At 45.2% G+C, this 15,790-nt stretch carries 12 protein-coding genes; 2 read left to right on the top strand and 10 right to left on the bottom strand.

All coding sequences use genetic code 11. The annotated features are described in order from the left end of the window. Positions 1-10: 10 nt before the first annotated feature. The 6 genes from IRE19_RS02425 to IRE19_RS02400 form a co-directional block, all read right to left on the bottom strand. The gene (locus IRE19_RS02425; RefSeq protein WP_203339211.1) at positions 11-1,642 is read right to left on the bottom strand and encodes an ABC transporter ATP-binding protein; all 1,632 of its coding nucleotides are present in this window, start codon (positions 1,640-1,642) and stop codon (positions 11-13) included. Between the two features lie 26 nt (positions 1,643-1,668). Beyond that, entirely contained in the window at positions 1,669-2,460 is a 792-nt protein-coding gene (locus IRE19_RS02420) for an ABC transporter permease (RefSeq protein WP_203339210.1), read from the bottom strand. Between the two features lie 37 nt (positions 2,461-2,497). Beyond that, entirely contained in the window at positions 2,498-3,511 is a 1,014-nt protein-coding gene (gene galE, locus IRE19_RS02415) for a UDP-glucose 4-epimerase GalE (RefSeq protein WP_203339209.1), read from the bottom strand. 185 nt (positions 3,512-3,696) lie between these two features. Next, the gene (locus tag IRE19_RS02410) at positions 3,697-5,094 is read right to left on the bottom strand and encodes a S1C family serine protease (protein WP_203339208.1); all 1,398 of its coding nucleotides are present in this window, start codon (positions 5,092-5,094) and stop codon (positions 3,697-3,699) included. Positions 5,095-5,429: 335 nt separating this feature from the next. After that, the gene (locus IRE19_RS02405) at positions 5,430-5,831 is read right to left on the bottom strand and encodes a hypothetical protein (RefSeq protein WP_191713741.1); all 402 of its coding nucleotides are present in this window, start codon (positions 5,829-5,831) and stop codon (positions 5,430-5,432) included. Between the two features lie 327 nt (positions 5,832-6,158). After that, entirely contained in the window at positions 6,159-6,710 is a 552-nt protein-coding gene (locus IRE19_RS02400; protein ID WP_191713740.1) for a divergent PAP2 family protein, read from the bottom strand. Between the two features lie 271 nt (positions 6,711-6,981). Here IRE19_RS02400 and IRE19_RS02395 point away from each other — a divergent pair, with 271 nt between their 5' ends. Together IRE19_RS02395 and IRE19_RS02390 are read left to right on the top strand one after the other, a co-directional pair. Further along, entirely contained in the window at positions 6,982-9,648 is a 2,667-nt protein-coding gene (locus tag IRE19_RS02395) for a YfhO family protein (RefSeq protein ID WP_203339207.1), read from the top strand. 59 nt (positions 9,649-9,707) lie between these two features. Continuing rightward, positions 9,708-10,142, top strand: a complete 435-nt coding sequence (locus tag IRE19_RS02390; protein ID WP_203339206.1) for a GtrA family protein — start codon at positions 9,708-9,710, stop codon at positions 10,140-10,142. A gap of 41 nt (positions 10,143-10,183) precedes the next feature. On the opposite strand, the gene IRE19_RS02385 is transcribed toward IRE19_RS02390, so the two are convergent. From IRE19_RS02385 to glpK, 4 genes are all read right to left on the bottom strand, one after another. After that, the gene (locus IRE19_RS02385) at positions 10,184-10,882 is read right to left on the bottom strand and encodes a DUF998 domain-containing protein (protein ID WP_203339205.1); all 699 of its coding nucleotides are present in this window, start codon (positions 10,880-10,882) and stop codon (positions 10,184-10,186) included. Between the two features lie 144 nt (positions 10,883-11,026). Next, on the bottom strand, positions 11,027-12,175 hold the full coding sequence (locus tag IRE19_RS02380) for a S8 family peptidase (RefSeq protein ID WP_203339204.1): 1,149 nt from the start codon (positions 12,173-12,175) through the stop codon (positions 11,027-11,029). A 149-nt stretch (positions 12,176-12,324) separates the two neighbouring features. After that, on the bottom strand, positions 12,325-14,001 hold the full coding sequence (locus IRE19_RS02375; RefSeq protein WP_203339203.1) for a glycerol-3-phosphate dehydrogenase/oxidase: 1,677 nt from the start codon (positions 13,999-14,001) through the stop codon (positions 12,325-12,327). Between the two features lie 283 nt (positions 14,002-14,284). Then, a complete protein-coding gene (gene glpK, locus IRE19_RS02370) occupies positions 14,285-15,787 on the bottom strand; it encodes a glycerol kinase GlpK (RefSeq protein WP_203339202.1) in 1,503 nt (500 codons plus the stop codon). Positions 15,788-15,790: the final 3 nt, after the last annotated feature.

The raw sequence follows: 15,790 nt of genomic DNA, 5'->3' as shown, positions 1-15,790 counted from the left end.
TGTGAATAGATTAACGTTCGGCAGATACACCGTTTGCCGGTTTCTTTTCAAGCCGCAAGTATTTGCTCGCGGTTTGGACTTCTACTGTATAGGACTCAACTGCAGTTGGCCCAACCGGATATTCCTGCCTTTTGGATGCCCAGACCAGATTCAACAGATCGTGATGCGGATGATTCGCCATTCTATAGCTTAAGTGGCTTTCATATTTGCCCGCCTTCAAGTCTGCAAGGTCGATGGCGATTTCGAATTGGGAATAATTATAGACTTTCCCTTGTGGATTGTAAGATGGATTTTCTGTAATTTCTTCCGTTTCACTGATGCTGACGGAAAATGCAGACCGCTCAAAGCTGGACAGTTCCGTCAAATAAAAATCCATCGAGACAGCATCTGCGGACCTGGTTTCATAGCCCCTTACGAAAGCCACACCTTCAATATGGAGCACTTCGCCTTCCACCCACATTCGGTTGACCTGCTGCTCAACTTTCATAAGGTTTTCGATGGCCAATTCCAGGCTATTTTGTTGGACAGCGAACTCATAGGAGAATCGGCCAGTACCGGTTGTCGGCTGTTCATTAAGAACAGCCTTTCCTCCCCAAATGGAGAACTCCACCACTTTTTCATCTGGCCGTTCTTCACGGAGCCAAAAACTGTATTTGCCCGGCTTAAAAAACAATGGAAATTCTTGATCCGTAAAGCTGACCATGAATTCTTTGCCTGCAGGCTGCAGTTTTTTTGCAGCCGTTTCTCCTGTCCGGTCATCCCGAACAATTAACTGGAAATGCTCTTGGGCATCAACTCCTTGCCGATTACGTACGTAGCCTTTCAATTGGATGCTGAAGCCATCTTTTGTTGTTCCGTAGGTACATTGTTCAATGGCATGTTCATACTGTATTTCCGCTTGAATGGCTTCAATTGCCTTCAGGCCCCCCATGAACTCTGCGTACATGGAACCGACAAACTTGGAGTCGCCGTATGTAATAAGTTCTCCTTGGTGAATCCACGCTGCTTTTGAACAAAATGATTCGACCGCGCGATTATCATGGCTGACAAAGATGATGGTTTTCCCCTGAAGCTTGAAATCATTCATTTTATTCATGCATTTTCTTTGAAATGCTGAATCCCCCACGGCCAATGCTTCATCGACAATCAGAATATCCGGATCAACATTTACTGAAATGGCAAAGCCAAGTTTGGCCTTCATTCCTGAAGAATAATTTTTGACAGGCTGGCCGATAAATTCACCAAGCTCTGAGAACTCGATGATGTCATCGATTTTCGCCAGCATTTCCTGCCTCGTATAGCCCAGCAATGTGCCTTTCATGAAAATGTTATCGTAGCCGCTCAATTCCGAATCGATTCCTGAACTGACATCCAAAAATACGATGGAGCCATGTACATTCACTTGGCCTGAAGTCGGTTCGGTGATGCCCGTAATGATTTTCAGCAAAGTCGATTTGCCGGAGCCGTTCTTGCCGAGTATCCCAATCGACTCTCCCTTGGGGAAATCGAGCGATACGCCAAGAAGCGCATAAAAATCCTTGTGCAGCTTTTTGCGTGTCACCACTTCTTTGATAGGACCCCACGGATCCTTATAGAGACTGTATTTTTTTGTGAGTTCTTTGACGCTGACTGCTACATCCATCACGATCCGCCTTTCGGGAATAAAAATTACAAGGTATCCAGGAAAATCGGCTTCATCCGTTTATGCAAGTAATTCCCGAGCAGGAAGAAGATGAGAACCAGGATCCAAAAGTATAATGTATACAACGGCTGCTCCCAAAACCCGATGTCATAGAAAAAGGAATCTCTGTAGCCTTGGACAATGTAGTGGAACGGGTTGATTTTGATGATCCACTCATACATGCCCAAATTGTCCGCTGACCAAAAAATAGGCGTCATCCAAAAAAGGAAAACCAGGATGGTGTCGAGAAAACGCCCGAAATCCTTGCTTACAGCTACCAATGGAGCAGTCACCGAACCGATTCCCAAAAGCAGCATGACAGCCGCAAAGTCGTAATAAATCAACTGGAAGTTATAGAGCGAAACTGTCTGAAGCGATAAAGCCATCAACACGAATATCACTGCCAATAGGATCAAATGGATGTAATACGAAAATAGAATCTGTACGGCCGGAAGAATAGCGATGGGAAAAGGCGTATTTTTGATGATTGATCTCTTGCTGCGAAACGATTTCTGCGTCAGCCGAAATCCATCGTTCAGCAGAAACCAAGCCACCATTCCAATCGCCAGCCAAGCAAAAAAAGGAGCGCCATTCACTGGACCACCGGCTCTCGCTCCAATACTGAAAACAAACCAGAAAACTGCAATGCGCATCAGCGGATTGACAAGCCCCCAGACGAAGCCCAATAGTGTGCCTGCGTATTCTCTTTTGATTTCCTGAATGGAAAGAGACTGGATCATTCCTCTTTTTCTCCACATTTCTTTATAAATATCGAACATAATTCTTCTCCTCTGCAGCTTGCGTATAAATAATCGCCTATTGCGTGAAGCCGTCAGGATTTTGGACCTGCCAGTTCCAGGAATCCCTGCACATCTCCTTCAAACTTTTTTCTGCCTGCCACCCCAACAGCTTTTTGGCTTTTTCCGGATTGGCGTAACAGACCCCAATGTCTCCGGGTCTTCTATCGGTTATTTGGTAAGGAATCTGTTTTCCTGTCACATCATTAAAACTATTGACGATCTCCAATACGCTGTAGCCTGTTCCAGTACCAAGGTTGAACGTTTCTACTCCTTCGTACTTTTCCAGATACTCCAGCGCCTTAATGTGCCCCTTCACCAAATCCATGACATGGATATAATCACGGACACCGGTCCCGTCGTTTGTCTCATAATCTCCGCCGAATATCTTCAGTTCCGGCTGCTTGCCGATTGCCACCTGCGTAATGTAAGGAATCAGGTTATTGGGAATCCCTCGTGGATCTTCTCCCAACTTTCCGCTTGGATGAGCTCCGATTGGATTGAAGTAGCGAAGAATCGCAATACGGATTGAAGGATTGGATAGAGCAAGATCGCGCAGTATTTCTTCAATCATCAGTTTCGTCCGTCCATAAGGGTTGGTTGCCGATAATGAAAACGACTCTTCAATCGGAACACGCTCCGGAAGACCGTAAACAGTGGCGGACGAACTGAAGACCAACTTCTGGACGTTATGCTTCAGCATCATTTCGCATAACGTTAATGTACCGCTAATATTATTGTGGTAATAGCTGAGAGGCATTTCAACCGATTGTCCGACAGCTTTATATCCGGCAAAATGCATAACTGCTGAAATGTCATACGTGGAAAAAATATCGTCCAAGGCCTGTGAATCCAATAAATCCACTTGATGGAATGCAAAATCTTTACCGGTCATTTCTTTTATGCGGTCAATGGATGCTTTCTGGCTGTTTGACAGATTATCCACCACTACCACTTTATAGCCATTCTCAAGCAGTTCTACCGTGGCATGGCTCCCGATAAATCCTGCTCCCCCTGTGACAAGTACCGTCATATACATCCCTCTTTTAAAAGTTTTTTATAAATTAGAATTTTTAGTTAATTGATTCCATTACTATTATACTTCAAAAACTTCTATTCGCCACCTAAACATGAGACTTTTTGCTTTATTTCAAATAAAAAAAGTTGCTCATTCGAATCCCAGGATTCAAACGAACAACTTTAGCTTTACTATTCCTCTTACTCTTTGTTAACAATATCCGATACATAATAGAATCCATACTCATCCATTACGATGGTGTAGGTTTTGCTGCGTTCCTGTACAGACCAGACACCAGCTGTATCTTTAAAGTCGAATGCTTCTTCTGTATGCACGAGGGCATGATCCTCAAAGATTTCAATGCCTGAGATGTCCAGCTTCGTAAAGTTGAACTCTCTTCCCTGTCCAGAGATATCGGTGATGTATTCGGCAATGCCGTTGTAGATATCACTTTGGTAGACAAGAAGGTTCTGCACGTAGAAGAAATCTTCTTCTTTCAATGCCGTTTCGTAATAATAACGGAAATCGCCGATGAACTCGCTTAAGTTGGTTTCATCGAATTTCATTTCCAAGTCAACATCGTATTCATAATCTTCGTCTTCGTAGCCGCTGAAGTCGTCATACGCCTTAAACATTGCCGCAACATCTTCTACAGCCATTGGCGACGCTACCCATTGCGATAATTGGTCGTACATTGAATACATCGGAATAGAGAAACCGATCGAGTCGCCTTCTTCAATCACCAACGAGTTGATGCCGATCACTTTTCCTGTTGTCGCATCGACCAATGGGCCGCCGCTGCTGCCAGGCGCAATTTTAGCATCGATTTGATAGATATCTTCGTAAGTGAATTCCTGATAGAAATCACGGTCCACTCCAGTCAAATAACCGATGGAAGCCGTATTTTCTAAACCTGCCGGGCTTCCAAGTGCTATGACTTCAGTGCCCACATCAGTTGCTCCCATTTCCACTTCCAATGGCGCAATGCCTTCGAATGCTTCCACGTGGATCAATGCGATATCGGATTCACCAGAAATGCCGACAACCGTACCCGGGTGATCCTGTCCATTGATATTGCGGACCACTACATCAGTGAATCCTGCAACAGCATGGGCATTCGTGACAACCATACCTGTGTTTGAAAACAAGAATCCGGATCCTTGTCCGCCTTCAGTCAAAACCGTATAGACTTTTTGCTGAGATTCTTTAATGATCGCTGTCTTTTCTTTTTTCTTCGGTTCTACTTTTTCAGGTTGCTCAGAAGGCGGAACAACATTTTCCACCTTGGTGACTTTGCCTTCAACCGGTTCTTCTGCTGGCACGGTTTCTTCAGGTTCTTCTACCTTTTCCACTGTACCGGGTTCGATTTTCGGTTCTTCTTTGGCTTCTTCTTTCGGTTCTTCCTTAGGTTCTTCTTTTACCTCAGGTGCCGCTTGTTGTGTCTCTTTTTCAGGTTGCTCTTGTTTCGGCGGCTCTGCTTGTTCTGGCTCATCCCCCAAGAACTGTGCTGAACCGATTCCGACGCCAAGTAATGTCAATATCAATACGGTTGCATAAATGAAGCTGCGTTTTTTTTGTTTTCTGTTTCTTCTTTGCATGAATTGTACCTCCTGATGGACTAGCAAAAATCCCCTTAATTTCTTCCATTATAAACCTTATAACGTCAAACAACTACTCAGGGTTGCAAGATGTAATAAAGTCTTCGTATTTGTAATAAATCTATCTATTCAGAAGGTAATATTATCATAGATAGCAGATTTACACCCACTAAAACCATCGAAATGTAAAATATTCTTAAATAGAGAGTACACTTAAGTTTTTCCAAACAGTATAATTGAATTAGCAAAATACTATTTTCAGGAAATTAGAATCGAAAAGAAAGCGCAATTGCCGTCATGACAATTGCGCTTTTTCTAGTTTATTGAGTCATCTGCTACTGCACATCAATTCCGTGAATCTGCTCTTGAATCAGCAATAGTTCTTTGAAGTTAGCGTTTACAGCCGGAGACATTTCCTCAATTTCATGAGACACCGTGTTTAATTGATGGATCAGCCCGTCCAATGTGGACTGGTAGTCTTGATATTGTTCGAAGCTGATGGTTTCTTCGCCATCCAGTTCTTCAATCAATGACTGAAGGTCTGCTTCCAATTCTGCTAGCTGTTGTTCGTAGGGGCCTAACCTTTCCAAAACTCCTGCACCCGGTTCGTAGGCCAGTTTTTGTTTTTCAGATGCTGGCGCGTTTGTTGCCACGTATGCTTGCGTGTCCACTTGCGTCGTCAAAACAAATCCAAGGGCGAATACAGGAACAGACATTTTCAAAAACGAAGTTTTCAAATGATCTTCCTCCTTCAAAATGATTAGGCGCTACACTTAGCTTATACCATATGCCACGCATCGCAATCCTTTATCCAGAGTCTTTAGAAACTCTTAATCTGTGCTTAACAATTGTGGCGTTCGTTGACGAGGAAAGGTGTTGGGCGTTTGAGGTGCGCTCTCGGGGCTTTGAGGTGCGCTTGTCGGGTTGTGAGGTGCGCTCTTGGCCGTTTGAGGTGCGCTTGTCCCGCCGCGAGGTGCGCTCCCAGCCAGTTGAGGTGCGCTTGTCGATTTTTCTGCTCGAATAAACAAAAATGCAGCCATTTCCCAAAGGAATGGCTGCATTTTTTAATGGGATCGTGTCAATCGGCGGCTGCGTCCGTTGTGGGGCAGACGTTTTTTGGAACGTTCTTCTTGTTCTTCGATTTCACGTTCACGGTTTTCAATCGCTGCGGAAACCAGTCCCAGGACGGTCCCAAAAGCAGCGCCTGCTAATACTTCAACTGGCTGATGGCCAAGCAATTCCTTCAATTCCTTTTCACGTTCCACAAACTCAAAGCTTGGGAACTCTCCGGAAAATTTCACGAAGCTGTCTTCCAAGTCATTGACCAAACGCGCAATCTCGCCGGTATGGCGGCGGATGCCTTGTGCATCGTACATGACGATAACGCCGAATACGATGGCCAATGCCGTTTCTGTATGACGCGCTCCTTTATTGGCAGCTACGTACGAAGCCAGTGCCGATACACCGGCTGAGTGGGAACTTGGCATGCCGCCTGTTGTAAAGGCCTGCTTCCAGTCCCATTGTCCTGTCACCGATTTATGCGTGACGATCTTTAAAGCCTGCGCCACTCCGATTGCTCCTAATGAGGTTATCATTCCCCGGTTCATTTTTCTCATCTGCTCATCCTCCAGTTTCAGCTTGGCAACCACACAGTTGCCGTTCAATATACTTCTTTACCCATTATCGCAGCAGAATATGTAAAGAGAGGCCTATATAATTTCAAGTTTATTTCTTAAGCCTGTCCAATACCATAAATTCACTCTTTCCGGATAAATATATTGAATTTTCAATAAACTTTATCGATAAATTAATCAGACTCCTGTATATTGGAAGAAATGCCTGATGGCACTTTGTACCCGCTATATTTTTAATCGAGGTGTTCTAAGAATGGCAAAAAAAATTGACTATCAAGTGATTATTTTAACACTCCTGGTCCTGTTCATGGGCACCCTTATTTTTTTTCGGATTCCTGTCAATGGCTTTCTCTATATTTCATTAGGCGGCGACCCTTTCAATCAATATATCCACTTCTTCAACTTGTTCCACGACCTTGCCAGAAGCGGAGAAATGCCTTTTTGGTCCTGGAATTACGGTCCGGGCGGCAGCTTTTGGAATGACTTCGGCTATTACATGCTGGGCGATATTTTCATCTGGCCCCTCCTGTTGCTTCCTAAAGCCTGGTTCCCCTTATCCTTTATTCCTATGGCTATCTTCAAAATTTTCCTCATCAGTTTAGGAACCTATCTTTTACTGAAGAAATTGGGCGTCAATAAAAACATCGCTTTGATAGGAGGGATTGCGAATAGTTTTGCATTGTTCAACTTCGATCACTTCTATACCCATTATTTTTTCTTGAATGCGACGGTTTACTTTCCGTTCATTCTTTTGGGATTCGAGCGATTTTTATCCGCCAACAAACCGGCAGTGCTCTTTGTTGCTTTGTTCTTGGCGAGCATCAGCAATTTCTATTTTCTCTTCATGATTACGCTTGGCCTTTTTTTCTACAGCGGGGTCCGTTATTTTGTTGCCAGCCATTCCGAAAAGACCGTAAAGGCATTTCTTTTTTTCCACTTTCGATTAGCTACGCTCTATTTACTGGCACTCGGAACCGCTATGGTCATTCTGTTGCCATCTGTATACAGCTTATTTCAGTCCAACGCCTTCTACCGGGCAGGACAGCCAATCGAAGATGCTTTATTGACTTTCAATGAAGTGATCCAAAAACTACTGTGGCAAGGCGGCATCAATTTTGTCGTTCTTCTGGCACTCCCTCTTTTTTTCATCAACGGCTTCAAAAAACGTTTTCTGATTTTGGGATTTGCAGGGGTTCTGCTCATTTTCATGTTGATGGTCCAGCAACTCAATTCGCTGCTGGGCGGTTTCAGTACACCGGACGAATTCAGGGCATTGTTTGTCTTCAACCTTTTTTTCATCATGCTTTCAGCCGTCGCTTTAAATGAAATGAACTTTAAACAAGCTAAAAACAGCATCGTGCTCATTTTTTTTTCACTATTAATCTACCTTTGGCTTGATAAAAATCCGTTTACCCATTACGGTAACGTCATCAAATTCATGCCCTTAGCTTTCGCAATCTTATTTATAGGGGGGCAATTCGTTTCGAATAGACGGCTAAAAGCACCCGTTTTTTCATTTGCAGCGCTAGCGATCCTGCTCTATAGTTTGTTGCTGCCCTACAGTTTGGTGAACGATCTTATCATGAAATCCGAAGGTGAGGAACTTGAAGAAACACATAAAGGGGTTTGGGGCGTGTTGTCGCTCATGAGCAAAGACGATTACAAAACTCATTTTGATAACGATGAAATCAAAGAGGGGCTTGTACAACTTAAAGAAGATAAAGATCTTTATCGAATCAACATCAATTATCCCGGCGTATCCGGCTATAACGCCTCCATGAGCTATGGGTACCGGTCATACCTTACCTATCAATCTCTCGTCAAGTGGAACCTGCAGAAGTTCGAAATGGACTATTTGGCAACTGCAGGAACGCGAAGATTGAATGTGGTCAACGGCTTTCCAACCAACACGTTTCTGAATACCCTGCTAACTAATAAATACACGATTTCTTTTGCTGAACCTTATAATCTTTACGGCTACGAAACCATTTTCGAAAATGAAAATATCGTCATCGAGGAAAACCAGTTCTCCTTGCCTATCGGTTTTTTATACGAAACAGCTATGCCGATTTCTGCAGTGGATGACACAAGGGATCCCCTGCTCGATGAACGGCTGCTGAGAAATGCCGTACTGCCGGATGACGTTTTCAATGCCTCGGGACTGGACTCAGACGAATCTACCGCTTCTCAAACTATCGGCTCTTTGGCAGATGCTGTTTTTGACGATGAGACGCGGGTGGAGACCCGGGCCGATGGTGTCTGGGTGGAGTCTGATACTCCCATTCAATTAACCATTCCTGTCCAAGACCATACGCTTTCCGAACTGACTGTTTATGCGGATGTCCTTCCTTATACAGAAAATGAAGGATTGACAATCAAGGCTGCCAGCAATCTTGGCGCCAGTTATGTTCTCCAAAAGAATATGCGCAACAACCATTACGAAGTTGACCAATACACGTATATGGAAGCCAAAAATCAAGTGCTGTTCCGTTTTGGAATGGACTCGGAAACGGAAGCCATTGCATTGACCATCCAACCTGGCGAATTTTTAATCAAGGATATCCAGGTGACTGCTGCAGATTATGGAACTTATGAAGAAATCATACGGGATTATCAGAACAGCAGCTTGCAGGACATCGATTACGGCAATAATTACGTCAATGGCCGTTATTCGGCAGAGCTGGATGCGGTTTTATTTTTATCCATTCCCTATTCACCAGGCTGGAAAGCTTCCATCGATGGGCAACCGGTCGATACGTTCCCTGTCCATTCAGCCTATACCGGCATACTTGCCCCTTCCGGTGAGCACGCAATTGCGTTAAGATATAAACCGGAAGGATTCACGGCTGGTTTATTCATTTCCATCATCAGTTTTCTCGGAGCCGTTTTCCTGCATATCCGCAAACTAAGATTCAGTTAATAAAAACTTCCGTGAGTTGTTGAACCTTCACCACATCAGTAGAAAGAACGGAGATTTCCATGAAAAAAATTTTAACCAAAGATTGGCGCAGCATCCTTATGTACCTCATCATGGGTGGCTGGACCACTGTCGTCAATATCGTCGTCTATTGGATTTGTGAAGAGATGTTCTACCTCGATTACCGCATTTCAACCACGATCGCCTGGGTGTTCGCCGTCGTTTTCGCTTACGTCGTCAACAAGCGTTTTGTCTTCAAAAGCGTCACTAACACTTGGCGCGACCGCTTTGCTGAAATGGGTTCGTTTTTCGGGTTCCGTGTCTTGTCGTTTTTTATGGATCTGGGCACCATGATGGTTTTAGTCGGGTTGTTGAGCATCAATGGCACCGTATCAAAAATCCTGGCCAATGTCATTGTGTTGGTCGCGAATTACATCTTCAGCAAGAAATTCATCTTTAAAGACCGTTCGGCTCCAGCAGCGGAAAAAGTTCAATAAGCCTCAAAATGCCGGACAGGATATTTCCTGATCCGGCATTTTCATGGTTCTTTGTAAACTTCCACGAGCCCCATTCTCTTCACTTCCATATCGATGATCTTCGGCAGCCGGTAGAGGTAAAGCGACAGCACAAAAGTCCATAACTGAAGAGTGAACACGGTCACACGTTCAACCAGCCCGGCATAGGGCAGATCATAGTTCAACACAATCGGAGTCGCAATTCCCGCTAAAACAATTACGACGGCACAGACAAGTGTAAATACCCCGATCCCCTTGAAATTCTTAGTGAGCCAGAGGCCGTAGCCGATGGCAAACAATGCACCCACCGTCGCAATTACAACGATGGCTGTAATGGCCAAATGCATAAAATTCCCGAAGGTCAGTACTTCCCCTCCTTGCTCCAACGGAAATAAACCATAGCCGACCAATGAAGCCGTATGCATGATCAGCAGCAGAACGGCACCAAATCGGGCGATTGTGTCCACCTTGTATTTGCGGAAAAGCACATAGAGCGAAGTTGAAAAAAGCACCGCAAGAATGCCATAGCCCAGTGTAAAGATTCTCAGCATTTCTGCATCGGGCGCACCGTTTCCGGTCAGTTCGCTGATAGTCTGTTTTACATGGCTATAGCCAACCCATAATACCCCACCCATAATCACGTGGGCGATATAAACGAGCGCAGCAATTGCACCGCTTAATGCAATGAATTGCCAGTAGTTTTTCTGCGCACTGAACTTCATATTTTCACCGCCAACTATATTTCTGAATATTCTATTAGTATACTCTTTTTGGAACAGACTTTCCCATTTCCAAAGCATCATTTTAAAGTTCGACCGAAAAAACTGCAGTTGACTTTCCTCAAGAAAGACTCATGCAGCTTCGATTTATTTCTTTAACGCTTTTTTGGCATTGACGCGTCCATGCCCATAAACATCGTCTCTGCCTGCCTTTCCTAAATCATCCGAAGAAGAAAACAACCGCTTTTCGATTTCCTTATTGCTGAGGGATGGCTGATTGGCTTTGATCAATGCTGCTACACCCGAAACGATCGGCGTGGCCATGGAAGTTCCACTTAATGGACCGAATTGATTGGAAGGCAATGTGGAATAGACATCCACTCCTGGCGCTGTTAAATCAACGGTCGGCCCTTTATTGGAAAACAAAGCACTCACGTCTGTACGGGTTACGGCACTGACTGAGATGACATTGTCCAAAGAAGAAGGGTAATGGGCGTTGCGCGTTCCTTCATTTCCTGCAGCAGCCACAATGACAATGCCCCGTTTATGCGCTTTTTGTATCACCTGATCCAAAGCTTCACTGTAATAATACGAGCCCAGACTCATATTGATGATGTCGACATCCGCCTTGATGGCATGTTCAATGCCGTGAATCAACGTAGAGGTGTAGCCATAACCGCCTTGATCAATAACATCAATCGGCATAATCTTCGTCGCCGGCGCTACTCCTGCTCCCCAAATTCCGTTGCCTGCTGAAGCGGCAATCAGACCCGCTACGTGCGTTCCGTGCTTGCCAGCAGTGATGGTGCCTTTTTTCTTGCTGAGTGCATCGTAAGGAGCGACAAATTGTTTTTTCAGTTCCGGATGCGTCACATCCATGCCGTCATCAATCACCGCTACGACCACTTTTTTTGAGCCTTTGGTCTGCTTCCATGCAGCAGCTGTCTGAATTTGTGTATGATGGTATTGCCGGGTAGCCAATTCGGGGTCCTTCCGTTTATAGGCAAGTTCAATCTGGTAATCCGGTTCGACAAATTCAATGTCGTCCCGTTCTTCCAGTTCTTCCATATAGTTCTCCATGGATTCACCTTCCGGCACATCAAATGTAGCCATCTCCGCTTTTCCATTTTCATCACTAGCTGCCACATCCGCCGCTGCAATTCCTGTTTGCGCACCTTCTTTAAACTTTACAATCACCCGCTGCGGATCTGCTTCTGCAAAAACTTTAGTGCCATTACTCATGGACGCCGTGAACATCAAAAGCAAAATTGTAAAAAGACAGATAATTTTTTTCATGACTATTCCCCATCTCTTTATAGTCTGAATATTATGTAAAATAAGATATTTTTATTAATTATAAACCCTAAAGATTTATTTTCCAAGCCTATATGAAAAAAATCCCATCTGTTCTCAATTTAATGAGAGCAGATGGGATTTTATAAACATTAGCTTAAGCTTTGAGAAGATACTTCCACCGGATGGACGGCTTCGTAAAGCAATCCTTCCAATTCAGCAGTGTAATCTCGTACTTGTTTGTCAGACCAAGCAAGCGTCTTGCCCATATAGGCGATGACCGCTTCTTTATGCGCATGCACCCAGTGGATGTTAAAGTACAAAGCACCGGTACGGCGAATAAAGAAATCGATCGGCTTGTAGGCAGCTTCATATTCCATCGAATAGCGCAGCATTGCGTATACCAGCGGATCAAGTCCAGCATGTGCCGCCTCGTCCAATCCAGCCGTGTAGAAGCGCAGAACGTTATCGACATTTGCGCCATAGCGGTTTACCAGCATCCGCATCGCATCAGGAGTCAGCCCCATGCCTGCAGCTTGATTGACACGATCCGCCATAAAGGTTTCAAACCCTTTTGAACCGCCTACTTCACCGCCTGAAATCGGCAAACGTTTAGTCGAGCTCTTCGGATACTTCGCGCCTTCTTCTTTCTGCAATTGCTCTGCTACCAAGTTGACGATGCTTTCGCCCATTTTGCGGTAGCCGGTCAATTTGCCGCCTGCAATCGAAATCAACCCTGAATCCGATACAAAAATTTCATCTTTTCGTGAAATCTCGGAAGGATCTTTGCCGTCTTCATGGATCAATGGACGCAACCCAGCCCAGCTCGATTCGATGTCCGCTTCTGAAATATTCACTTCAGGGAACATGAAGTCGATTGCTTTCAAAACATAATTGCGGTCTTCCAAAGTCATCGTCGGATGCGCAATGTCCTGTTTGTAGACTGTATCTGTTGTCCCTACATAAACTTTTCCTTGGCGAGGAATCGCAAACGCCATACGGCCATCCGGCATGTCAAAATAAATCGCCTGTTTCAACGGGAAGCGGCGGCCGTCAAAGACCAAATGAATCCCTTTCGTCAGTTGAAGTGTTTTACCGAATTTCGAATGGTCTTTGTCACGCAGCGTATCAACCCATGGCCCTGCTGCATTGACGATTTTCTTCGCGTACAATTCGTGGATGGTGCCATCAATTTGGTCTTCCACTTGAATGCCGACTGTTTTGCCATTATCGTAGATGAAGCTTTTCACTTTCGCGTAGTTCATCGCCAATGCGCCTTTTTCAACAGCTTTCTTCATGACTTCCATTGTCAGGCGTGCATCGTCGGTTTTGTATTCTACGTAATAGCCGCCGCCTTTAATATCTTTTTTCTTCAATAAAGGCTCGCGGCGCAGGGTTTCTTCCTTGCTCAACATTTTGCGGCGTTCCCCTTTTTTGACGCCTGCCAAAAAGTCGTAGACGCGCAGGCCGACGTTAGTGCTCAAAGGCCCGAATGTCCCGCCTTTATAGAACGGCAACAGCATCCATTCAGGAGTTGTCACGTGTGGCCCATTTTCATAAACGATTTCACGTTCTTTGCCGACTTCAGCGACCATCTTCACTTCAAATTGCTTCAAGTAACGCAATCCGCCGTGAACCAATTTAGTGGAACGGCTGCTTGTCCCCGCTGCAAAATCCTGCATCTCCACAACCGCCACATCCATGCCGCGTACAGCCGCATCAAGTGCGATGCCCGCACCCGTGATTCCGCCGCCAATAACCAGGACGTCCAATTGCGCTTGTTTCATTTGTTCATAACGTTCGTTTCTATTCAAGCTTGAAAATTTCATAAGTTGATCTGCTCCTTTTTTGTGTGTAGGTTAAAGAAAATACGTTGATGCTTGATAGTGAAATCTCATTCTTTCTGATACTGCATCACTACCCTATTTTGTAAGGTGCTAAGCTGATTCGGATGACTCGAAGCAGTGTGGAAGACAAGTTCTCACTCGGCTTGAATCACCATTTCCCCATATAAAAAGAGAGATCAAGGCACAGCTGCAGAATTTCTTCTGCAAAACTGGCTTGGTCTCTCATAGTCTCCGGCCGTATATCTCTCATTTATTAACTTGTAGGTTAGTTCACTGGTTTAAAAGTACGTGTTGCAGTTACCGCGTTTTTCCAGCCTTCATAAAGCGTTCCGCTTTGTTCAGTCGGCATGTCGCGTGTAAAGGTCTTATCAATCTGCCATTGCTGGGCGATCTCTTCTTTGTCTTTCCAGAAACCGACTGCGAGTCCTGCCAGGTAAGCCGCACCCAGTGCTGTCGTTTCCTGGATCACCGGACGTTCTACTGGAACATCCAGGATGTCACTTTGGAATTGCATCAGCAAATCATTGCCGACCGCTCCGCCATCAACGCGCAAGGTCTTCAATTCGATCCCTGCATCTTCTATCATAACATCTACGACGTCTTTTGTCTGGTATGCGAGCGCCTCAAGCGTCGCACGGATGAAATGTGCTTTCGTCGTGCCGCGTGTCAAGCCAAAAACAGCGCCGCGTGCATCGGTATCCCAGTAGGGTGTTCCAAGACCCACAAAGGCTGGAACCATATAGACGCCTTCTGTTGAATCGACTTGCATGGCGTAGTCTTCGCTTTCCGGCGCATTTTCGATGACCTGCAATCCGTCGCGCAGCCATTGGATCGCTGAACCGGCAACAAAAATACTGCCTTCCAATGCGTATTCCACTTTGCCGTCAACGCCCCATGCCAATGTCGTCAATAAACCGTGCTCCGATACGACGCCTTCTTCACCGGTATTCATCAGCATAAAGCATCCTGTGCCGTATGTGTTTTTCGCCATGCCTTTTTCAAAGCATGCCTGGCCGAAAAGTGCAGCCTGCTGGTCACCGGCGATGCCGGCGATCGGCACTTCCTGACCGAAGAAATGATAATCAACAGTGTTGGCATAGACCTCAGAAGACTGGCGGACTTCAGGCAGCATGCTCTTCGGCACTGTCAGGATATCCAAAAGCTCCTGGTCCCATTCCAAGTCGTAGATATTGTACATCAATGTACGGGATGCATTGCTGTAATCCGTGACGTGTGCTTTTCCGCCTGACAGTTTATAGACAAGCCACGAATCGATCGTTCCGAACATCAAATCGCCGTTGTCCGCTTTTTCGCGTGCGCCTTCCACATTGTCCAGAATCCATTTCACTTTCGTCCCGGAGAAATAGGCATCAATCAGCAAGCCTGTCTTTTTGCGGAACAATTCGTTTAAGCCTTGCTCTTTCAAGTCGTTGCAGATGCCGTCTGTTTGGCGTGACTGCCAGACGATTGCTTTGTAGATCGGTTTGCCTGTGTTGCGGTCCCAGACGACTGTCGTTTCACGCTGATTCGTAATTCCGATGCCGGCAATCTGGCTCGGGTCGATGTCCGATTTGCGCAATACTTCTGCGATACAAGCTAAAACAGACGTCCAGATTTCGTTGGCATCATGCTCTACCCAGCCCGGTTTCGGGAAAAACTGTTGAAATTCCTGTTGGGCCGTTTCAAAAATTTCACCTTTGTGGTTCAGCAATACGGCACGCGAACTGGTTGTGCCCTGGTCTATGGATAAAATATAATCTTTACTCAAAAC

This window comes from Planococcus beijingensis (genome assembly GCF_016820615.1).
GTDB lineage: Bacteria > Bacillota > Bacilli > Bacillales_A > Planococcaceae > Planococcus > Planococcus notacanthi.
Note: the sequence above shows the minus strand (reverse complement) of the source record. Positions and strands in the feature narration are given on the sequence as shown.